The sequence below is a fragment of the Olleya namhaensis genome (genome assembly GCF_900114005.1).
Classification (GTDB): Bacteria; Bacteroidota; Bacteroidia; order Flavobacteriales; family Flavobacteriaceae; genus Olleya; species Olleya namhaensis.
On record NZ_FORM01000003.1, the window covers coordinates 254392 to 277431 of the forward strand.

At 33.3% G+C, this 23040-nt stretch carries 16 protein-coding genes; 1 reads left to right on the plus strand and 15 read right to left on the minus strand.

What is annotated here, in order from left to right:
- Positions 1–2: 2 nt before the first annotated feature.
- Both ccoS and BMZ09_RS06810 read right to left on the minus strand, forming a co-directional pair.
- A complete protein-coding gene (gene ccoS / locus BMZ09_RS06805; RefSeq protein WP_090838814.1) occupies positions 3–197 on the minus strand; it encodes a cbb3-type cytochrome oxidase assembly protein CcoS in 195 nt (64 codons plus the stop codon).
- Positions 198–423: 226 nt separating this feature from the next.
- Positions 424–2796: a heavy metal translocating P-type ATPase gene (locus BMZ09_RS06810; RefSeq protein ID WP_090838816.1), complete on the minus strand. Its 2373-nt coding sequence runs from the start codon at positions 2794–2796 to the stop codon at positions 424–426.
- Positions 2797–3004: 208 nt separating this feature from the next.
- Between BMZ09_RS06810 and BMZ09_RS06815 the strand changes: the two genes are divergently transcribed.
- Positions 3005–3583, plus strand: a complete 579-nt coding sequence (locus BMZ09_RS06815; protein WP_317042605.1) for a Crp/Fnr family transcriptional regulator — start codon at positions 3005–3007, stop codon at positions 3581–3583.
- A gap of 77 nt (positions 3584–3660) precedes the next feature.
- Here BMZ09_RS06815 and BMZ09_RS06820 read toward each other — a convergent pair whose 3' ends face one another.
- From BMZ09_RS06820 to BMZ09_RS06880, 13 genes are all read right to left on the minus strand, one after another.
- Positions 3661–4920 (minus strand): T9SS type A sorting domain-containing protein, encoded by a 1260-nt coding sequence (locus tag BMZ09_RS06820; protein ID WP_090838818.1) that lies wholly within the window; start codon positions 4918–4920, stop codon positions 3661–3663.
- 17 nt (positions 4921–4937) lie between these two features.
- The gene (locus tag BMZ09_RS06825) at positions 4938–5729 is read right to left on the minus strand and encodes a glycoside hydrolase family 16 protein (protein ID WP_090838820.1); all 792 of its coding nucleotides are present in this window, start codon (positions 5727–5729) and stop codon (positions 4938–4940) included.
- On the minus strand, positions 5729–8020 hold the full coding sequence (gene bglX, locus BMZ09_RS06830; protein WP_090838821.1) for a beta-glucosidase BglX: 2292 nt from the start codon (positions 8018–8020) through the stop codon (positions 5729–5731). Before bglX ends, BMZ09_RS06825 begins: the two co-directional genes overlap by 1 nt.
- Positions 8021–8022: 2 nt before the next feature.
- Positions 8023–9654 carry a glycoside hydrolase family 16 protein gene (locus BMZ09_RS06835; RefSeq protein ID WP_090838822.1) on the minus strand — a complete coding sequence of 544 codons (1632 nt, stop codon included), beginning with the start codon at positions 9652–9654 and terminating at the stop codon, positions 8023–8025.
- Positions 9655–9676: 22 nt separating this feature from the next.
- Positions 9677–11752, minus strand: a complete 2076-nt coding sequence (locus BMZ09_RS06840) for a PKD domain-containing protein (protein WP_090838824.1) — start codon at positions 11750–11752, stop codon at positions 9677–9679.
- 33 nt (positions 11753–11785) lie between these two features.
- Positions 11786–13252, minus strand: a complete 1467-nt coding sequence (locus BMZ09_RS06845; protein ID WP_090838826.1) for a RagB/SusD family nutrient uptake outer membrane protein — start codon at positions 13250–13252, stop codon at positions 11786–11788.
- A gap of 3 nt (positions 13253–13255) precedes the next feature.
- The gene (locus BMZ09_RS06850; RefSeq protein WP_090838957.1) at positions 13256–16306 is read right to left on the minus strand and encodes a SusC/RagA family TonB-linked outer membrane protein; all 3051 of its coding nucleotides are present in this window, start codon (positions 16304–16306) and stop codon (positions 13256–13258) included.
- Positions 16307–16537: 231 nt separating this feature from the next.
- Positions 16538–19297, minus strand: a complete 2760-nt coding sequence (locus tag BMZ09_RS06855; RefSeq protein ID WP_245741093.1) for a helix-turn-helix and ligand-binding sensor domain-containing protein — start codon at positions 19295–19297, stop codon at positions 16538–16540.
- A gap of 255 nt (positions 19298–19552) precedes the next feature.
- On the minus strand, positions 19553–20383 hold the full coding sequence (locus BMZ09_RS06860; protein ID WP_090838830.1) for a universal stress protein: 831 nt from the start codon (positions 20381–20383) through the stop codon (positions 19553–19555).
- Positions 20384–20471: 88 nt separating this feature from the next.
- The gene (locus tag BMZ09_RS06865; RefSeq protein ID WP_090838833.1) at positions 20472–20858 is read right to left on the minus strand and encodes a hypothetical protein; all 387 of its coding nucleotides are present in this window, start codon (positions 20856–20858) and stop codon (positions 20472–20474) included.
- A 3-nt stretch (positions 20859–20861) separates the two neighbouring features.
- On the minus strand, positions 20862–21281 hold the full coding sequence (locus BMZ09_RS06870; RefSeq protein ID WP_090838835.1) for a hypothetical protein: 420 nt from the start codon (positions 21279–21281) through the stop codon (positions 20862–20864).
- 11 nt (positions 21282–21292) lie between these two features.
- On the minus strand, positions 21293–21712 hold the full coding sequence (locus tag BMZ09_RS06875; protein ID WP_090838837.1) for a GreA/GreB family elongation factor: 420 nt from the start codon (positions 21710–21712) through the stop codon (positions 21293–21295).
- 16 nt (positions 21713–21728) lie between these two features.
- Complete coding sequence (locus BMZ09_RS06880) at positions 21729–23033, minus strand: Glu/Leu/Phe/Val family dehydrogenase (protein WP_090838838.1); 1305 nt, start codon at positions 23031–23033, stop codon at positions 21729–21731.
- Positions 23034–23040 lie beyond the last annotated feature (7 nt).

Sequence of the window (23040 nt, forward strand, 5' to 3'; positions counted from 1 at the left end):
AATTAATTGTGATTAGTCTTTTTATTATTCTTAGTTAGTGATTCTGTGGTTTTAACCAATTCGTCTTCAAAAAGCATCCTTACTGAAGGCGTATAGCTATCATCAAATTGTCCGTTTCTTATTGCCAATATAAAGGCTATAAAAAAGACAATTGCGACAACAATGCTGACTGTTAGTAAAATGTATATAACGCTCATACCTATTAGAAGTTATGCTACAAAAGTAGCTTAGATGTCTATTTTAAAAGATGACATTTATCATGTTTGAATTAATTTCTGAAAAAAAATTAAGATTTATTTAAGATTGTTTTTCGCTTACGCGGAATATTTGCCAAAACGCAGTAATTTAAAACGAAACGATAGTAATACTAGAAAAAAAAGTACACCGAGAAGTCTTAGTGACTTCCTTCTATTTATCAAACAACTACTTTAATTTTCGTCCTACCAAATTAGTGGCTATTGTTGTAAAAACAACAATACTAATAGAGCTTAAAGGCATTAAAATAGCAGCAATTACTGGCGCTAATTGTCCTGTTACCGCAAAATACAATCCAATAACATTGTAGAAAAAAGAGAGTACAAAACTCCATTTTATAATTTTAATAGCACTTTTAGACGCCTTTATATATTGGTGTAATTGATTAAATTTTGTCGCATCCAAAATAGCATCACAAGCTGGAGAAAACACATTAACATTTTCAGAGATAGCAATACCCACGTTACTTTGTGCCAAAGCACCAGCATCGTTTAAACCATCCCCTACCATTAATACTTTTGCGCCTTCCGTTTGATGGTATTTAATATACTCCAACTTATCATCTGGCTTTTGATTAAATAGCATTTTAGTTTTTGCTGGTAGTAACTTTTTAAGGTTTTCTAGTTCCCCTTCATTATCACCCGATAAAATGACAAGATCAAAATTCTTTTTCAACTTATTAAACAGCTTTGATAACCCTTTGCGGTAACTGTTATAAAACGTGTATTTTCCTTTATAGTTATTGTTAGCACTAATATGTACTGCTGTATTTAATACTGCATTTTCATTTTGAAATCCTACAAATTTAGCAGAGCCAATTTTAATGTTATCAGAAGCATGAGACGCTTCAATCCCTTGGCCTAAATGCTCTTCAAATGTATCTAGTGTAACTATATTATTCTCTTCTAAAATATCATACAAGCCACGACTTAATGGATGATTAGAGCCACGCAATGTGTTTTTAAGTAAGACTTCTTCAGAAGCACTTAAAGGTAATCCCTCATACTGTGCATCACTTTTTTTATTAGAAGTAATTGTTCCTGTTTTATCAAAAATAATAGTATCGATATGTGCTAATTGCTCTAATATCGAAGCGTTTTTTATGTAGAATTTTTTCTTTCCTAAAATGCGTAATAAATTACCAAAAGTAAAAGGTGCGGATAAAGCAATAGCACACGGACAAGCAATAATTAAAACTGCTGTAAATACATTTAAAGCTTTACTAGAGTCTTTAAACAACCAAAATACTGTAGCAATAAAAGCAATACTTAAAACAGCCACTGTAAAACGCTTACTAATCGCATTGGTTAACGTTGTAAAGCCATCGTCCTTATTTTTGCTAAACACATCATTGCTCCATAATTGTGTTAAATAACTTTGCTCAACGGACTTAATCGCTTCCATCTCAATAACTCCAGAGGTTTGCTTACCTCCGGCAAACAACTTGTCACCAGATTGCTTGGTAACCGTTTCAGACTCGCCAGTAACAAAGCTGTAATCTATTTTCGCATTCCCGTTAATTAATATACCATCTACGGGAATTAGTTCTTGGTTTCGGATTAATAAACGGTCCCCTTTTTCGATATCATAAACCTGAACCGGCACTTCTTCGCCATTAAAAATTTTTGTAACTGCGATTGGAAAATACGACTTGTAGTCGCGTTCAAAAGATAAAAATGAATAGGTTTTCTGCTGAAAAAACTTTCCTAATAATAAAAAGAAAACCAACCCTGTTAAACTATCAAAAAATCCTGAGCCCAAATCGAATGCTATTTCTGCTGTACTACGTGCAAACAAAACAATAATACCTAAAGCAATAGGAATATCAATATTTAAAATTCGTGTTCTAATAGCTTTGTAAGCCGATATAAAATAATCTTGAGCAGCATAAAACACAACTGGTAAAGAAAAAGCAAACATAATCCATCTAAAGACATGCTTGTATTGCTCTAACCAAAACTCGTTGACCTCAAAATACTCTGGAAAAGATAAAAACATCACATTCCCAAAAGCAAAACCGGCAACTCCTAATTTGTAAATTAAACTACGATTTACATTTTCTTGCCCCGTTTTATAATCGTCTAAGCTAATATAAGGTTCATACCCTACAGAGCTTAACAACAATACCAACTGCTTAAGCGAAAACGATGCTGTATTATAAGAAACACGCACTGTTTTTTTACCAAAATTAACTTGAGATAAAGTAACCGCAGGATTTAACTTATTTAAATTTTCTAGAATCCATATGCAAGAACTACAGTGGATATGTGGAATGTAAAGTGTGACTATTTGTGTTTTACCATCATCAAATTCGACTAACTTCTCAATAATTTTATCTTGAGATAAAAAGTCGTACTTCCCCTCAATCTCTTTTGGAATAGCTCCAGGAGACGATTGTAAGTCGTAATAACACGTTAAATCGCTTTCAGACAAGATTTCATACACCGTTTTACAGCCTTGACAACAAAACGGTTTATCCTCTAAAAGGATAGTTGTATCTGTACAATTATCGCCACAATGATAACATACTTTTAATTCCATAATTTGCTCTTTTACCTGTAACAAAGGTTACACTTTACTGGCTTATATTTTATGATATTTGTCATGTTACATATTGTATACTTTTGGTATACTTCCAACAAAATTAGGTATGAGTAAATGTGAACAGTGTATAGTAAGGCAATTTAATAGTCTAAAGACCCTTACCAAGGAGGAGTTAGTCCGTGTGTCTGCTTGCAAAACAAGTAGCGTGATAAAAAAAGGAGACATCATTTTTAGAGAAGGAGAATCTTTAAATGGTATTTACTGTGTAAGAGAAGGCGTTTGTAAATTAACTAAACTTAGCGATAACGGAAAAGAACAAGTTGTAAAACTAGCTATTAAAGGCGGTATGATGGGGCAACGCTCTTTAGTTAGTGGAGAAATATCAAACCTGACAGCTGTAGCTATAAATGATATGCAAATTTGCTTTATTCCTAGACAAGAAATTGTTCGTGATTTACAAAAAAACGTCAATTTTTCTATGGATATTTTAAAACGCATGGCTCAAGATTTAAAGACTTCTGAAGATAGTCTTGTTAATATGGCACAGAAAACCGTAAAACAGCGCTTAGCACAAACCTTAATCTATGTACAAACAACGTTTGATATAGACCAAGACGGTTATTTAGCCTTAAACTTGTCTAGAGATGATTACGCTAGTATTGTTGGTACTGCTACTGAAAGCGCCATCCGTATTTTATCTCAATTTAAAAAAGAAGGCTTGATTAGCACTAAAGGAAAACAGATAAAAATTGAAAACCTACAAGACCTAAGTCGGGTCGAATAGCATTAAATATTTTAAAGTATAAAAAAAAGGATGTAATTAGAAATTACATCCTTTTTTATTGTTTAGGCTAAGGGCTATCAATCTTTAATTAATTTTAAGGTCTGGTTACCTTCATCAGAATATATTTTTGCAAAATATAATCCTGAAGGCATATTATCTGTAGGTATTGTAAATTGCAAAGCGTCTATTTTTTTTGTAAAAACAGTTTTTCCTAATACATCAAAAACGTGTACTGTATTTACCGTTTTTATAGATTGAATATTCCAATCTGATGTTGTAGGATTTGGAAAAACAGAAAACGTATTAGCACTAAATCTATCAACACTTAAGCTAGTCCCTGGGTTTAAAGAAAAATATAGGTTATCAAAATAAGCGATACCTGTATTTAAATCTGACTCGGTTCCTATTTTAAATTGAAAAAACTTATCTAAGCTAAAGCCTTGATTTGTGAAAAAAGATAATGGTATATCAACACTTTGCCATTGGTTAAAAACGAATGCTTCTTCTGTTGGAAGTTCATAAAAATACTCAAAAACAGCGCCATCTTCTTCAATCAAAATCATTCTAATCTGAGTGGCATTGGTCGTATAATAATCAAAATGAAAATTACTATATGCCGATAAATCTGTTACTGCACCTGGATTTGTTCCTTGTCCATATCCTGCAATAGAAAAATCCATTTTAAAGGTATTATTAATCACCGCTGATGGATCTGTATCAACTATTGTAGTTTCTCCAAACGTATAATCATTTGTCCAAACATTAGTAAATCCACCTGTATCTCCAAAAATACTTAACACTTCGTTATTAGGTGTTGTTGGTGTTGGTGACGGGATTTCTAACTCCGGAATTGGTGCTATATTTGTTCCTCCTGCAAAGTCATCTACTAAGTAGGTACCTACTTCATTGTTATTAAAGTCAGGAAAAAATACCATTAAGTCGTAATTACCTAAACCTGCAGGAAAATCTAAACTTACCACTTGCCAATCCGTACCGGTAGTTGTAAAAGATAATTCTGTATTTGGGCCTGTACCACCTTCAAATTTTAATAAATGTGTACGTGTCCCATATTCTGCAATAGGTTTAATTCTAAAAGTAATAGTATTATTAGCATCGTCAGACAGATCTAAATTTTCTGCTAGATTAAGTTGTGCGGTATCGTATAACAAACCACCACCTGCTATTTGGCCGACATCATTTCCGGCATCTGTTGTGAGCATAAAACCACAATCAAAACAATTCATGACGTCAGATGGATCTGAGTAATCTATAGGTAATACCTGAGATATCCCTAGTGTTGTCGCAAATAAAAATACTAATACTGTAATTTTTTTCATGGTGATTGTAGTTAAGATTAATTAGACCCTGACACTTTTACGTAGTCAATAATAAAGTCTTGAGGAAAAATAGAATCATCCACTTCTGGACCTCCAAAATTTCCGCCAATTGCCAAGTTTATTATTAGATAAAAAGGTTTATCAAAAGGCCATGTTTTTTCATTTTTAACGTCTGGAGAAAAGGTGTAAACTAAATTATCATCTACATAAAATGAAATCGAATCTTTAGTCCAATTGGTTTTATAATTATGAAATCCTTCCTCTATATCTTCAATCGTTGAAATTTTTGTGTTTACAGACTTTCCATAACTGTCTGGTGTATGTAATGTAGTATGAATTTGATTAGGCATTTTACCTACATATTCTAAAATATCAATCTCACCACAAGCAGGCCAAGTATTAGTATCTATATCAGACCCTAGCATCCAAAATGCAGGCCATAAACCTGAACCTAAAGGCAACTTTGCTCTAACTTCTACTGTTCCATATTGAAATTCAATTTTGTCTTTAGTTGTGATTTTTCCTGAATAATATCCAGTCGAATCTTTAGTCGCTGTTATAATTAAGTTACCATCTTTTACAGATACATTTTCTTTAGTATAAATCTGTCTTTCATTGTTACCCCAACCACATAAATTAGGGCAACCATCACCAAGGTCGTAATTCCAATAGGACTCATTTAACTGCGCGCCTTTAAACTGATCTGTAAAACTAAATACATCATTAGCTTTACTTAACTTCTTGTTATCTTGATTCTCTTTACAAGAAAAACAGAAAACAAGTAATACGATTAGTTTTAAAAGCTTCATTATAATTTGAATTTATCCGTTAATACTGTCTCAGAACTTCCACCTACAAAGACTTCAAAATCACCATCTTCTACAATAAAAAGACCTTGATTATTAAAAAAACCAAGTTCTTCTTGTGTTAAAGACAAGGTTATTGTTTTTGTTTGGTTTGGATCTAATTCGACTAGCTCAAATCCTTTTAACTCTTTTACAGGACGTGTGATGCTTGCAAATAAATCTCTGATATACAATTGAACAACTTCCTTTCCTTTCAATTCTCCTGTATTAGTAACATCTACTGAAACCGTTACTGTTTTGTTTTCTGAAAAAGTGTTTTCAATTTTTAAATTATCATACTTAAACGTCGTGTAACTTAAACCATGACCAAAAGCGTATAAAGGTGTGTTTTTCTCATCTTGATAATGCGACCAAAACACAATATCCTCTCCTGGTAAAGTTGGTCTACCCGTATTTTTATAATTATAATAAATTGGGACTTGTCCAACGTGTCTAGGAAATGTCATTGGTAATTTACCACTAGGATTATAATCTCCGTATAAAACTTGTGCAATAGCATTACCAGATTGTGTTCCTAATTGCCAAGCCTCTACAATTGCAGGTATATTTTTATCTGCCCATGTCACGGTTAACGGACGACCATTATTTAATACTAAAACAATGTTTTTATTAACTTTATATACTGCTTCTAAAAGCTGTTGCTGTACACCAGGTAATCCTAAATCTGTGCGGCTTCTACCTTCTCCACTTTGAAAACCATGTTCTCCTAAAACCATAACCACTACATCTGCTTTTTTAGCAACTTTGATGGCATCATTAAAGTCTCTTTTATCAGAGGTGTTAATTTTTACTTCAAAAGCAAATTCCGTTTTACCTATAGAGACGTCCGCACCTTTAGCATAAGTAATTGTATTACCTGAGTATTTATTTAGACCTTCTAAAACAGAAACCGCAGTGCTATCTTTTGCAGCAATACGCCAGCTACCTAAAGGGCTTGTTTTATCTGATGCTAAAGCACCGATTAATGCTATTTTTTGTCCCTCTTTTTTAAGTGGAAGTATATTATTTTCGTTTTTAAGAAGTACAATAGATTTTTTAGCCATATCTAAAGCTGCATCATGTATTTCTTGACTTCCTATTACTTCTTTTTCTCGTGTTTCATCTAAATACTTATATGGATCTTCAAATAATCCTAATTCAAACTTGACACGTAAAATTCGGCTTGTAGCATCATTAATATCTTTAATATTAACCGTACCGTCATTAACCAAACCAGCTAACTCTTCGACATATAAGTACGACTCCATATCCATATCAGAACCTGCCTTTACAGCTAATTCTGCTGCATGCTTACCGTTTTCGGCATGTCCGTGAGCAATCATTTCTGTAATTGAGCCCCAATCCGAAACTACAAAACCATCAAATTGCCACTGTCCTTTTAAAACATCACGTTGTAAATATTCGTCTCCAGTTGAAGGCACACCATTCAATTCGTTAAACGAATTCATAAATGTTCTAACACCCGCATCTTTTGCTGCTTTAAATGGCGGAAAAATAATGTTGTATAATGTTGAAGTTCCGACATCTGCAGTATTATAATCTCTACCAGCTTCTGCAAAACCATAAGCTGCAAAATGCTTAGCACATGCTGCTATTGAAAAAGGGGTTGACAAATCGTCACTCTGAAATCCTTTAACTCTTGCCACCGCAATTTTAGACCCTAAATACGTGTCCTCTCCTGCGCCTTCCATTACACGTCCCCAACGGGCATCTCTAGAAATATCTACCATTGGTGCAAATGTCCAGTTGATACCTGCTGCCGAAGCTTCTTTTGCTGCAACCTCTGCCGATTTTTTAATAGCCTTTAAATCCCAACTTGCAGCTTCTGCAATTGGAATTGGACTTAAGGTTTCATAACCATGAATAACATCAAAACCTATAATTAAAGGAATCCCTAGACGTGTTTCTTCAACCGCTATTTTCTGAACAGCTCTAACGTCTTTGACACCTCTAACATTAAGCATTGAGCCTACATATCCTTTACGTAAATGCTCGTACTTTTTAGCTTGGTCTCCATTTTCTGGCACTGGACCAGTAACATCCCAAAAGCCATTGTACTGATTCATCTGACCTATTTTTTCTTCTAAGGTCATTTTAGACAATAGCGTAGCGACTTTATCATCAATACTTGATGTTTTGTCATCACTTATAGCTAAGTCGTTCTCATTATTATTTTTACATGAAATAATGAGAAGACCTGCTAAGACTAAATAATAATACTTGCTTAATTTCATATTTATTGATAAACTCTTACGTAATCTATTTCCATTGTATCCTCCGTAAATGCTGGGTCAACATCTCCTCCAAGACTTCCTCCCATTGCCACATTTAGAATAAAAAAGAAATCACTATTAAATGGTAATGCATCTGAATTAATTACTGTGTGAAAAACGTCTCCATCTACAACTATCTTAATAACATCTGGTGTCCACTCTACACTATAATTATGAAATTCTGATGTTGACGTTGCTACTTGCGTTGCACCTCCATTAGCACTTCCACCTGACATTCCTGGATAATGTAACGTCCCTAAAGTCGTGTTTTTATCCTGACCTGTTTGTTCCATAATATCAATCTCTCCACTTGTTGGCCACCCAACTGTTTCAAAGTTTGCACCCAACATCCATATTGCAGGCCAAGTCCCTTGCGCTGCAGGTAACTTTGCTCTAACTTCTACTCTACCATACGTAAACTCAAATAAGTCCACAGATTTAATACGTGCAGAAGTATAAGAAGCACCATCTGCTTTTGCAGTGATTTTTAAAATACCATCTTCAACAATTACGTTATCAGCATTACTAGTATAAGACTGCAACTCATTATTACCCCAACCGTTATCTCCTGTTCCTAAGTCGTATGTCCAATTAGCTGGATTTGGAGCACCATTAATGTCAAACTCATCAGCCCAAAATAAATCGTTATAAATAGTCTGTAACTCATTAGAACTACCTTCTTCTTGAGAAGTAATAATAAACCACCAATCAAACTCGCTGTTTCCATCCGTAGTTCTAATAATCATTTCATTAGGAATATCACGACTAAAAATTTCATATCTATGATTACCTCCGGTGTAATACCCCATAAACCCTAAACCTGTAAGATTAATGGTTTCTACACCTCCTGGTGCTGTAATTACCCAACTTTCAGAATAGTCTTGGTATGGATAATTTTCGATATCTGCTCCATTTGGCGTTTCGCTATGTGGACCTAATTCATTTATTAAAGGCTCACGTCCAAACACAGTTCCTTCAGGGTTAACTGTAGGATCATCATTTACACTGTTAACAATATGAGTAAACGTTCCGTCTGTATTAAAAATATAACGGTCGTCATACATTCCTGTTGCCGATTTTTCTCCTGGACCAGCACCATACCATTCCGTAGGCACTACACCTCCAACTGGTCCAAGACCAAAATGTCCTGGACTTTCAGATTTTATTCGCCATGTTTTTGATCCATCACCAACTAAAGCATTTAACAAATCTGCAGGTGCAGAATAGGTTGCCAAAACTTCAACTTCAAGTGTTGTCGTTGTAGACACACCTCCTGTACCGTAAGCAACCACCGTTACCGTATAAGTGTTTACACCTAAGTCTGAAAAGGTAAAATCTGTTGTTCCAGAAGGTGCATTTACAACAGCACTCCCAAAACTATATTTAAAGCTTAATGCATTATCTGCAGTTGCTGTAAAATTTACTAATCCACTTCCATCTCCATTAGGATTGGCAGCATCTTGACCAACAATCTCTGGTACTACAACAATATTTGTTGGCGCCACTATATTACCAAACGTCTGATCCTCTTCTTGGCAAGCAATAAAGAAAATAGCAATGCTTAATAGCAAACTAATTTTTAGTATATGTTTCATTTGTTCTTTTTTTAACTGATTATTAGTTATTCAATTCAAATTCATCATAATAATACACTGAATCATCACCTGCTACTCCAAAATCAAAGAATAACACGACTCTATCATAATTAAAGTCTGCTGCACCACTAATATCAAATTCTAACTCTTCCCAAGCATTTATAGTTGTTGTACTTAGGTCAATTTCGAAAAACTGTGTGTTATCAGCACTATTTTCAATTTTTAATCTCACCACAGCTCCCATTTTAGGAGACCATGTTTTAACGCTTAATTTGTTATAGGTATTAACATCTAAAGGCGTTGCTACATCAAAAAATGCACCTGCCCAAACTTCCGAACCAGCTGTTTTAACCAACTCTGCAACATTAGCTGTTGTATTTAAACCTGACATATCTGGGTTAGCAATTACTTGTACATCTGCAATATTTCCAAATGCTGTAAATGCTGGTGCTGCACCTTCAAAATCTTGAAAAGGTAATGCAGGAGTTCCGCCTGAACCTCCACCTGTACTCACAACTTCTATTTGATCAAAATAATAAGTAGAATCGTCTCCTGCTACTCCAAAATCATAGAATAACACGACTCTATCATAAGTTAATGCTGCTGCTGCAGAAACATCAAACACTAAAGTTTCCCATGTATTAATAGAAGATGTAGTTGCATCCGTTTCGTAAAACTGAGTATTATCAGCACTATTTTCTATTTTAAGTCTAACCGTTGCTCCTGATTTTGGTGACCAAGACTTAACGCTTATCATATTACAAGTAGATAAATCAATTGGTGATGCTACGTCAAAAAATGTTCCTGCCCAAACTTCTGATCCAGCTGTTTTAACCAATTGTGCGACATTAGCTGAAGTGTTTTCTCCTGACATATCTGGATTAGCAATAACTTGCGTATCTGCTATATTACCAAACGATGTAAATGCAGGTACTGTTCCTTCAAAATCTTGAAGTACTGCACATGTTGTATCTCCCATTGCAGAAGGTGCTTTATGGAAATACACATTATCTATATAAAAATCAAAGGTTCCTGTTGGTAAACCTGAAAATATTAATTGTTGAATTGAATTTGTTGCAGTCATACCAGCAGCAATAAAATCAGCCATAGGAATATCTAGAGACACCCATTCGCCTTGAGCGATACCATCAAACACTATTTCTGCTTCCGTTGCAGTACCTCCTAAATCAACTAACTTTACTCTAAATGTTTCCGCATTAGCGGTCCAAACATCCAAGTGAAAGAATTCCATTGCCGAAGCATCTACCGCATCAGCTCCATAAAATTCTACTCCAACAAAATCTGCATCTACATAAGACTTAGTATCATCGCCATCAATTTGAATATCTGTTAATGTACTTGTACTCCAATCTGATCTCCAAGAACTAACATTTACATCTGTTGTATATGCATTACTAAACATAGAAATTTTGTCTTCATCAGCTCTAGTTGGCGGTGTTGGCGCTGCTGCTAAAGGAGCTGTAATTTCTGTTACAACAAACTCTTCCGTATAAGACACCGTATCTACAGACCCACTAAAAGCAGTTACTGTAATAGTATATGTTCCTGCTTCTTCATAAACAAAAGAAGTAACCTCTCCAATAGTAGTCGTTATAACTGTTCCTGCTGCGTCACCAAAATCTACATCATAAGACATTGCAAAATCTGCAGTTGCAGTTACATTGACTTGTCTAGAAACACCTTCGTCATTTGCGATGGTAACCACTAAATTTTCTGGTGCTTGAAAAGACACAACTATTGTTTGTGCGACAGTCGTTGTTTTTCCATTTATTGCAGCTGCTGCAATTACAATATCATATGCCCCTTCTGCATAAGTATGCTGAGTGCTTTCTCCAGGATTAAGTAGGCCAGAATCTGTACCAGATCCATCACCATAATTAATTCTAAAATTAGCTACATTTTCTCCTGTAGGCGTAATTGTTACTAACCCCGAATTATCTTGAGCTATAGTAATAACTGCTGCCACGTTAGTTGGTGCAGGTAATGCACTTACATCTGGCAAATCATCATCTTGTTCGCAACTTACAAAAGCTGTTATTACCAAGAATAAACTAAGAATGTACTTGAAATTTTTCATGTTATATTTCGTTTTAATTTTCATATTATTTTATTAATAACCAGTGTTTTGAGACCAACGATTACCTGTTAATTCTATTTCTATTTGAGGAATTGGAAATACTTCATGTTTTCCTGACATAAAACCATCAATTTCTGATGCAGCACGACCTGTTCTTACTAAATCAAAAAAGCGGTGGCCTTCTCCTACTAACTCAACACGACGCTCATTATAAATAGCCTCAGTTAGAGTACTTCCTGAAGACGTAATGTTATGATCCATATCTCCAAAAGCACGCTGTCTTACTAAATTAAGATAGTTTTGTGCTCTATCGTCAGCAATAGATCCTCTATTTAAAGCTTCAGCAGCCATTAATAGTACATCAGCATATCTAATAGCTCTGTAGTTATTTGGATTAGTCAAGTTTTGATCTCCAATATTAGAATCGCCTTGACGTGCTATATACTTTCTGTTATAATATCCCGTGTGCTCATTACCTGTTCCAAACGTAGCACCTGTGCTAGTTGCCCATGCATTAATATCTAAAATAGCAGTATCGATTCTTGGGTCATCACTTTCAAAAGCATCTACTACCTCTTGAGTTGGTACATTAAAACTAAATCCTGAATCAAATAAAGGTCCATTGTAATTACGAATACCGTTAAAACCAACAGCTACATTACCTTCGCTACACTGTAAACATCCAAATCCAGCACCTTCTAAATCTGCGTATTGTACTTCAAATACAGATTCGATACTATTTTCATTATCATTTTCAAAAAGTGTTGTATAATCTGCAACCAAATCATGTGGTCCAGAGTTTATTAAGTCCTCTAAAACTAACGCTGCTGCGCCAAATTTATCTTGATATAAGTACACTTTACCTAATAATGCTTGTGCTGCACCTTTTGTAACACGTCCTAACTGAGTTTGTACATATGGTAAATTCTCTGCTGCGTATAATAAATCCATTTCGATTTGTGTATATACTTGCTCTTTAGGTGTTCTGTCTGCAGTAAATTGGTCTCCGAATAAAAAACGTTGATCAACCACTAATGGCACATCTCCAAACCATTTTACTAATTCGAAATAGTAATACGCTCTTAAAAATCTAGTTTGAGCTAATACATTTTCTTTACCAGAAAACGCTGTTTTATTCTGAAACTCCATGATATAATTAGCACGATTTACTCCTGCAAACATCCAACCCCAAATAGAACGTAACTGCTCGTTATTAGGTGTGTGAATCATGTCATCAATTTGTTGTATTCCTGGCACATCTGTTGCGCTTTCTCCTCCTGCTAGCGTATTGTCTGAAGCAATTTCTCCTAACATTACATTTAAGTAAGTAGATTGTAACAAATCATAGGCACCAATTAAAGCATCTTGGTAGTCTTGTTCTGAATTAAAATAGTTTTCAGAACTTTCATTTTGAGATTCAACATCCACAAAATCGTCACTACACGCTATTATTGTCGAAGCTGAAACTAAAAGTAGAATTATATATTTTATGTTTTTCATCTTTTAAAATTTTACGTTTGTTCCAATTAAAAATGTTCTTGGATTTGGATAAAATCCACTATCAATACCGCCTCCAATAGGAGCTCCGTTAGATGTTGTTGCATCAAACCCTCTATATTTTGTTAATGTAAATGCATTACTAACAGATGCGTATACTCTAATATTATCTAGACCTATATTTTGTAATCTTTCTTTATTAAAAGTATACCCTAATTGTATGTTCTGTGCTCTAAGAAACGATCCATCTTCAACAAAATAATCTGAGAATACTGTATTAGCAGTCGCGCTATTTGTAACTCTAGGATCTGAATTTGTAGATCCTGGCCCAGTCCATCTGTCTAAAACGTATGTTGTTAAATTTGTTTTTGCACTATTACGATCGTAGTTTCTTACTATATCATTACCAAGTGAAGCAAAGAAATACGTTTGAAAGTCAAAATTCTTATAATCAAAAGATAGGTTTAATCCCATAGTTACATCCGGAATTGGGTTACCTATAAAAGTTCTGTCGTCTGCATCAATCACTCCATCTTGATTTACATCAACAAATCTGATATCTCCTGCTTCTGCATTTGCTCCTAATGCTAATTGAGATGGATGTGCATCCACTTCTGATTGTGTTTGAAAAATCCCATCCATTTGTAAACCATAAAAGACACCTATTGGCTGCCCAACTTGCATTCTTGATGGCGGATTAGCTTGACCAATACCAAAACTACCTCCTACTTCATAGCCAATACTGTTATTTACTTCAATGACCTCATTTTCTAAAGTTGAAATATTATAACTTACGTTGAATTTAAAATTATCTGAAATTTGATCTTTGTAAGAAATTTGAAATTCTAAACCACTATTTTCAACAGTACCTGCATTAACTATAGGGTTTCCAGAACCTGGTGCTGCTCCTCCTAAAATTAAAGAACTCTCTACTGGTAATAATAAGTTTTCCGTAGTACGTTTAAAATAATCTGCAGTAATATCAATTTTACTATTAAATAATCTCGTTTCAAAACCAATATCAAATGCTTTTTGCTCTTCCCATTTGATTTCAGGATTAGAAATAGCGCCAACTGCTGTTCCCAGTTCCAAAGCATCATCTAAAACATATACGCCTTCTCCATCTAATAGAGATTCGAATCTGAATCCAGGAATTCTATCGTTTCCTAATACTCCATAAGAACTTCTTAACTTTAAAAAGTTTATTGTACTACTATCCTCTAAAAAGGCTTCGTCGGATACGACCCAACCAATAGAACCCGATGGAAAAATTCCAAATTTATTTTCAGGTCCAAAAGCTGTTGATCCATCACGTCTTACAACTGCAGAGAATAAATATTTTCCTTTATAATTATATTGTACTCTACCAAAATATGATAGTAATCTAGAATCGAAAAAACGATTACTTATTTGTGCATAAGGATCTGTTATAGTCGTTGCATCATTAATATTAGCTTCACTAAAAATAGTGTCTTCTGGCATTCCGTCTCCAATAGCTAAGTAATAATCTCCTGTTGTTTTAAATACTGACGTTCCTAAAGTTGCTTTTATGTTATGTGTCTCATCATTTAATGATGTTTCGTAATTTACAAAAGCATCAAAAGTATAATCTCTAAAAAAGCTTGTTCCTTCAGTAAATTGAACATTATCTGTATTGTCAAATACTGATCCGTTACCATATTCTACTAATGGATTAAGCCCTCTTGTTCTTACTTCAGAATAATTCCATTGGTAATTAGCTTCTGCACTAAATCCATCTAAAAACTTATAATTTAAACCAAAAACACCACTAAGCTTATCAACCTTTGTTCTATTAAAAGTATTAGCAATTTGCTTCAAAGGGTTAACAACTTCAATCGGATAGTTAGCTGAAGATGTATATTCTCCATTACTATCTCTAGGTGTATCAGTAGGCGCAAAATTAACTGCGTTAAATAAAACAGACCCTAAACCACCTTCTGATAATGCTTTTCTAACAGTACCAGTATAAATTAAGTTGGCCTTTAAATTTAGATTCTCAATAATCTCTAAACCATAATTAGCACGTGTTGTATAACGTGTAAAATTAGCTTTACTTCCTCCTATAATACCATCTTGAGTTAATAAAGAAGCACCAAAAGAATAGGTTGACTTTTCTGTACCACCACTTGCTGTAATAGCATTATTAAAAATTGGAGCCGTTTCAAAAACTTCGTCTTGCCAGTCTGTACCTCTATTTAGGCCAAATGTATCTGGAAAAGGTAATGGACTACCACTAGCAGCAGCAGCTTCATTTTTAATTAAAGCATATTCTGTAGCATTTAATAGCGGTATTTTTCTTGTTGTTTTCTGAAATCCTACATAAGAATCATACTGAAAAGACATTTTCTTGTTTTTACGTCCCGTCTTGGTCGTAATTAATATCACTCCATTGGCAGCTCTAACACCATAAATACCAGCTGTTGCATCTTTTAATACAGTATAGCTTTCTATATCTCCTGGATTTATAACACTTAAATCTTCAATAACATTACCATCTACTAAAATTAAAGGTCTATTGTCTCCGTTAGTTGACACCCCTCTAATCCTAATATTTGATGCACTACCTGGTGAGCCCGATTGTGAAGAAATATTGACACCAGCTACTTGACCTTGTAACGCTTGCTCTATTCGCGTTGGTTTTAGAGCTTCAATAGTTTCGCTAGTTACTGTAGATACAGCTCCTGTTACTTCTTTTCGTTTTTGAGAACCATATCCAATAATAACCACTTCTTCTAAACCTTCTACATCTTCAGAAAGTTTAACATTAATAGCATTACCATTAGTTACCGTAATTTCTTTTGTTTTATAACCAACATAAGAAAATACTAAAGTTGCGTTTTGCTGTACATTTTTAATAGTATAATTTCCATCAAAATCTGTAGTAACACCGTTTGATGAATTTTTAACTAGAATGTTAACAGTAGGTATTGGAAACCCATCTTGTTCACTAGTTACATTTCCTGATATTGTATACTCTTGTCCAAATGCGGATAGTGTAAATACTAATAACAGAAATGAGAGAATAGTTTGTTTCATATTTGAAAGTTTTTGTGCTTTTACCAAAATTATCAAGATTATCTGATAATTTGATAAAATTAACCGCTACAAAAAGCATACAACACAAAAAAAAATACAAAAACATGCGTAAATGATATATTTAGATAGCATTAACGTTTAATTAACGATTCTAACACAATAGTTTAACAAGAGCCTAAAATAGGGCTTTGTATAGGTAATGTAGTGGTGAATTAAAGAAATGTATAGTTTTTAAATACTAAGTATATAGTCCGTTAAATTTACATCATGCTCTAATTCCATTTTTTTACGCAAACGATATCGTTTAACTTCTACACTTCTAGGCGAAATATTAAGCAATGGTGCAATCTCTTTAGAAGATAAGTTTAACCTTAAGTAAGCACATAACCTTAAGTCATTGGATGTCAATGTTAGGTGCCTAGATTTAACTTTCTTTAAAAAGTCTTTATCAGCATTATTAAATGCTTCTTCAAACAAATTCCAGTCATCTTTGTTATTAATATTCTTATCAATAATTCTTATTACAGATTTTAAATTTGAGTCTTTAACTTTATCATTTAATTCACTTTTTATGGTATTCAAAAATTCGTTCTTTTTTATAAGACTCATTGTTGAAATAGCCAGTTCTCTATTTTTACTTTCAATTTCTTGTCTAAGTTTTTCATTATTTAAAGCCATAAGTTGCTGCTTAGTTTCAAAATCTTTAAGTTCTAGTTCTTGGTTAGATTTAAGCACTAGCTTTTCTTTTTGCTTTCTATAGTATAACTTATAAAAATAATTAATAAGCAAGCTTACTACAAATCCCAAAATAAAGTAAAGTACAACCATTAAGTTTGACAAATACCAAGGTCTTGCTATTGTAAAAGTATGCGTTGCTTGGTTTTCCAATGCTTTACCTCCTACCCTTGCCTTTACCTTAAACACGTAATCTCCGTATGACAAATTTTTATACAATATACTCGCTTTAGTATCCCATTTGCTCCAATTATCATAAAGTCCTTCTAATTTATGAGAATATTCTGCTTCAAGGTATTTATCAAATTCTGCCACACTATATGCAAACTCCAAATTGTTTTCTTTATTTGCGAAATTACTTTCTTCTTGTAAATCAATTAATGTCTTAGAAGTACTTAAGGGCGTTTTATTTATAGCATTAATGCTAACTTGATAATTCTTTGAATGAATTTTAGAAATATCTAACGTGATATAGCCTTTTGACGTCCCAAACAAGTAAATATTAGGCTTTATATTAGACAAGCTTTCATATCCAGATAGCCCTTCTCTTAAAGAGTTTGGTAATGCTACAAATGTGATTTCTGGTGTTGTACTTAATTTTCCAGGACTAATATAGTTTACGCCCTTCTGCGTAATAACCCATAATGCATTTGTGTTTTTATCTACTATTAATCTACCTGAAGCGTATCCTTGCTCTTCATATAATTGACTTAAAATAGTATCCTTAACAAAATCGCTTTCTGAGGCTTTCTTTTTAAAAACACCATGTTCCGTTGCGTAATACAGTGCGCCATTATACTCAGTAAGTGATGAAAACAATCCTTTTTCCAAAGTCTCTATTTTTGAAACTGAAACCACTTTCCTAAAATCAGCATCTACATTGATTTTAAAAACACCTTTATACTCGTGATTTACAAAAATTTTGTTTTCTTCTGAAAACACAAAAAATCTAGACGAATTATCAAACCCCTCTATTTTGTTTCTAAAGCGCCAAGTATCACCTTGCTTTTCAAGAATATTTAAACCATTATAATTACCTTGTAGTAGGAGGTTTGGATGATTTTTTATTGTTTTAAAATCCCAAGTTCCATCAATGCTTGCTATTTTTGTTGCGACAGTATCTTTTATTAAAAAAGACCCCGTATTATGCCCACAAAACAACTGATTACCAATAACTTTTAGATTCCAAACTTGACCTTTTGTGTTTTTAATAGCTTTAAATTCAGTGTCGTTTTCTTTTTTATAAAACACGCCTTGGTTGGTCCCTAAATACAATATATTATCAAAAATAACAGATGTGTAAACTGTCCCTAAAACACCTTTATCATCATTAAATATTTTGAATGGCGCATTCTTATTTATATAATTAATACCATTATCTAATCCTAGCCAAATATTACTATCTACATCCTCAAAGACAGAAAGCACAGTATTATTACCTAGTCCGTTAGATTGATTGATAACCTGCTTAATATTACCTTCCAAATCGACTCTAAGCAAACCATTAGATATGGTCCCAAACACTAAACTATTATCCTTTAATCTAATACTACTATAAATGGAATAATCTACAAGCGTTTTATTTAGAGATTCCGACCAAACCTTAGCTTTGCCATCTTCTAACCTATAAACACCATGGTTTTGAGTAACAACAAGTAACTGATTATCTACATCATAAACGCCAACTATAATTTTCTGATTAAAAGCAGAAGCCCCTATAATTACTTTAGGTTCGCCATTTTCTAATTTTAACAATCCTTTTGCTCTGTCTTGATAATAAATAGTATTATCAACTTTAAACATTTTAATAATACCGACTTCCGATGTTATTATTTTAAAACTATCTGTTTCTAAATTATATACATAGATGCGATTTAAAGACTGAAACAATAACCAGTTATCTAAGTTAGTTATTTTCCAAAACTGCTCATCTTCTAATAATCTCTCTTTTACTTTTTCCGAAAGTGATGTATAAGCAAGAGCACCAACCTGCGTTTTAGACCAAAATCCAAACTCCATATAACTACCCGTGTAAATTTTATTATCTACAACATTAACCGATCTTATTATAGTTTTATTTGGTGAAGGATATAACATCCAATCTGCTCCATTAAACTCTAAAAGCCCTTTAGAATTTGCTATATAAATATGCTTATCCTTACCCTGAGAAATTTCCCAGTTTTGGTTTTCTGCTTCGTATTGTTTGGGTGAAAAGTATTGTATTGGAGGCAAATCTTGTGCAAATAAAACGTGCACATTTAAAATAAAACATAGTAAAAACAAGACTTTACTAAGGGATCTATAACTTGTTTGTTGTCTATAAAGCATAAAGCAATATACAACATTGTATGGTTAAAAGAAACAGCACCATTTAACCATACGATTTTAAGTATTCTTAGATTCTACTTTTAATACACCGGAGCAGGTGTTAATAAAGTTAAAATCAAAATAATTACTGTTGCTAGTAAGAAGACTATTGTATTGAATTTTCGATTACTCATAACTATAAATTTATTGATGAATAGTTAACACTGTATTAGAATGAAGTTGTTTTAATGTTGAAAAAACATTAGATCTAAACATCCCTATTTTTCTTAGTATATCTGGTTTTTTATCAACAACGCACATGATTCCGTCCATGTGCGACTTTGCATAAGTTTTTAAACTAAAAGAAGTATGTGCGTATTGGAGTGCCACTGTGCTATTGGTCTTAAGTTTTAAATAGGTTAGCATGGCTTCTAAATGGTTAGCTGCACTATCACTTAAAGTATTCTGTTTCGCCAATATTAATACGGTGATTTCTAAATTAGTATGTTCTAAAATATTGCAAAAGCCATCAATTTGTGTTGTATTAACTTTTTGCTTAAAGTCCGATGCTATTGTAATGTTAACCGTATTACAACTAGCTGCATGCGGAGGAACTATTAATACTGGACAACATCTTATTTTGTCTACAATAGCTTGAGTTTTTGCCCCTAGCCTATTTTTATTTTTGCTAGTCAATATTATTAAATCTATATCTAATACTTTAGTGTTTTTCTGAATACTAGATAATAGCCCAGAACACTCAGAAACCGCAAAAAAATGATGGTTTAAATCATAACAATTTAAAGTATAACGTTCCACTAATTTACCCAACTGTTTTAAAGCATAATCTCTTGGTCTATCAAACCAATCCTCATCCGCTTGCAACATCGCAATAGCATCAAGTCCATTAGCATTATAGGAATATGTATTTAAAAAATAAAAATCGCAATACTCATGTTTAAAAAGTTGCAAAACATAATCAATGGTTTGAAAGCTATTTAAAGTAAAATCTGTTGGAATTAATATTTTTTTCATCTTATTGCATTTAAATTAATATATCTAATACTACAGCACTATCATTTCAAACCCAGATATTATAACGACACCTCCAAGACGAGCTCTATTATCTCTTGTAACGTTCTAGTAACGTATAAAACTTGATTCTAAAATCATGAAGCTCTCTAATTAATTGAACAAACTGCAGTCTTTTTATTTCATAAACCTTAGCGCGACTATCATTATACTCTGTTTTCCCGTATTCTATTTCAGTTTTTATTTCTTGTTCATATTTGCAAAAACTAGCCATGTTTAACGTAAATTTTCTACGCAAAGTCAACATCGTATTTGACGTTTCTATATTTTTAATGAGTTGTTTTTCGATAAGGCTAAAATGTTGAAACTCATTAACAGCCAACTCTAAAGTACCAATCCAATGATTGACCTCTTTGTAATCTTTAATTAAACACAAGCGTCTGTGCGATTCTATTTTATAAGCTGTAGCTGTATTCAATTATTAATTAACTTTTAATAGCGTGAAGGTTCCTTGTACTTTATTGAAAAACTCATCTTTTAATCTTCTGTATTTATCTAAATGATATAAATAACTACGTCTATAGCTTTCGTGCTCCGTTATGTATATCATATCGCATTGCGTATCCTCGCACTCGATAATATTTAATCTAGATTTAGAATATGTATTTAAGGCATTAAGAAGTGTTTGGTTTTCTACCTCTTTTTTCTCAAATTTATTAGCAACGCTATTATCGTCTAACTTATCCTTAAGCTCGTTTTGACAAATATTAATAAGATTAGACAACTCCTTTTTTATGTATTTTAAATGATTGATCCAATTGTCTAGCTCCATTGTATTTATTTTATGCGTCACATCAAGATTTGTATCATGATCAAAAATTTGGATTTTTTCTGTTTTCATAACAATTTGGTTTAAATATTTATATCAATTTCTTTTAAGCTTTCTTCTTTTTGCACATCAACTATCCTGATTTTTTGTGCACCTCCAGGAAAATCCCAATCTATAGTATCGTCTTTAGAATATCCAAAAAGTGCAGCGCCCATTGGAGCTAAAACGGACACTTTGTTAAGTGTCACGTTTTTCTCCATTGGTACAACCACTTGCAACTCTTTTTCCCAACCGTTATCCGAGGCTATAGTAACTATACTATTAAAACGTACAATGTCTTCAGGCACTTCGTCATTATTTACAATTTGCGCAGTCTTTAACTCCTCAGACAATTTTACTAAAGATTTAGTTACACTAGCATCATCTCCATATCCCGAAATATTGAGTATGCGCTTGAGATACACATACTCTTTTTTTTCTAATATTAAACTTCCGTATTTCATCTTATATGTTTTAAAATCAAGGAAAAATACCTCTTTGAATGTATGCTTTTTCAATACGTTGTATTGCTATACAAAATGCAGCGGTACGTAAATCTACAGTTTCATTTATGGCATAGTCAAACACTTTATTAAATGATTCTTTCATTTTTTTATCCAATTTAGCCATGACTTCATCCAATTGCCAAATCTCTCCATTTCGGTTTTGTAACCATTCAAAATAACTACCAACTACACCTCCTGAATTACATAAAATGTCTGGTATGATAGTAATTCCGCGTTCTAACAAAATCTTTTCTCCTTCTACATTTGTTGGTCCGTTTGCTCCTTCTGCAATTAATCTTGCTTTAATTTGATGCGCATTTTCTTTTGTAATTTGGTTACCTAAAGCAGCAGGAATACAGATATCACAATCTAAAGTGAAAAACTTTTTAGTATCTACCGTTTTAGAATCTGGGAAGTTTACAATACTACCATCGTTAATTTGACTGTATTTAAATAAGTCCTCAACGCTAATTCCGTTTTGATTTTGAATACTTCCTGTAGCATCTTGTACTGCAACTAATTTAGCGCCCTCTTTTTCTAGAAAATGAGCTGCCCAATAGCCAACATTACCAAAACCTTGAACAATAAACTTTTTACCATCTAAACTAGTATTGCTTTTATCTGCCCAAAATTTAATAGACAAATACACACCATAACCTGTTGCTCTGTCGCGTCCTTCTAATCCACCACTTGCATCAGGCTTACCAGTAACCACATGTTGATTAGCAGTACGTTCTGCGGGTGGACGCGTACTCATGTAGGTATCTGCAATCCAAGCCATAGTTTGACTATTAGTATTAACATCTGGAGCAGGAATATCATGTTCAGGTCCAATGTTATCTGCTAAAGCAAACGTAAAACGTCTTGTAATACGCTCTAACTCTGATTGCGAGTACTTTGAAGGGTCTATTTTAATACCTCCTTTACCTCCACCATATGGTAAACCAGCTAAAGATGTTTTCCAGGTCATCCACATGGCTAGTGCTCTAGCAGCATCAATATCTACTGTTGGATGATAACGTAAACCCCCTTTATAAGGTCCAAGCGCATTGTTATGTTGCACTCTGTAACCGGTAAAAATCTCAACATCTCCATTATCCATTTTTACGGGAAAATTGACTAATATCTCGTTATTAGTGATGCTTAAAATTTTTCTAATACTTTGATGCAAATTAATATGGTCTGCAGCACTATTAAACTGCTCCATAACATTATCCATCATACCTATTATAGGTACTTTTTTTGTTACTTTTTTCAAATCTGCTGTTGCTGTTGTCATTGTAATG

Coding starts and splice junctions, on each gene's coding strand:
- ccoS (WP_090838814.1), bottom strand. CDS start 197: ATGAGCGTTATATACATTTTACTAACAGTCAGCATTGTTGTCGCAATT.
- BMZ09_RS06810 (WP_090838816.1), bottom strand. CDS start 2,796: ATGGAATTAAAAGTATGTTATCATTGTGGCGATAATTGTACAGATACA.
- BMZ09_RS06820 (WP_090838818.1), bottom strand. CDS start 4,920: ATGAAAAAAATTACAGTATTAGTATTTTTATTTGCGACAACACTAGGG.
- BMZ09_RS06825 (WP_090838820.1), bottom strand. CDS start 5,729: ATGAAGCTTTTAAAACTAATCGTATTACTTGTTTTCTGTTTTTCTTGT.
- bglX (WP_090838821.1), bottom strand. CDS start 8,020: ATGAAATTAAGCAAGTATTATTATTTAGTCTTAGCAGGTCTTCTCATT.
- BMZ09_RS06835 (WP_090838822.1), bottom strand. CDS start 9,654: ATGAAACATATACTAAAAATTAGTTTGCTATTAAGCATTGCTATTTTC.
- BMZ09_RS06840 (WP_090838824.1), bottom strand. CDS start 11,752: ATGAAAAATTTCAAGTACATTCTTAGTTTATTCTTGGTAATAACAGCT.
- BMZ09_RS06845 (WP_090838826.1), bottom strand. CDS start 13,252: ATGAAAAACATAAAATATATAATTCTACTTTTAGTTTCAGCTTCGACA.
- BMZ09_RS06850 (WP_090838957.1), bottom strand. CDS start 16,306: ATGAAACAAACTATTCTCTCATTTCTGTTATTAGTATTTACACTATCC.
- BMZ09_RS06860 (WP_090838830.1), bottom strand. CDS start 20,383: ATGAAAAAAATATTAATTCCAACAGATTTTACTTTAAATAGCTTTCAA.
- BMZ09_RS06870 (WP_090838835.1), bottom strand. CDS start 21,281: ATGAAAACAGAAAAAATCCAAATTTTTGATCATGATACAAATCTTGAT.
- BMZ09_RS06875 (WP_090838837.1), bottom strand. CDS start 21,712: ATGAAATACGGAAGTTTAATATTAGAAAAAAAAGAGTATGTGTATCTC.
- BMZ09_RS06880 (WP_090838838.1), bottom strand. CDS start 23,033: ATGACAACAGCAACAGCAGATTTGAAAAAAGTAACAAAAAAAGTACCT.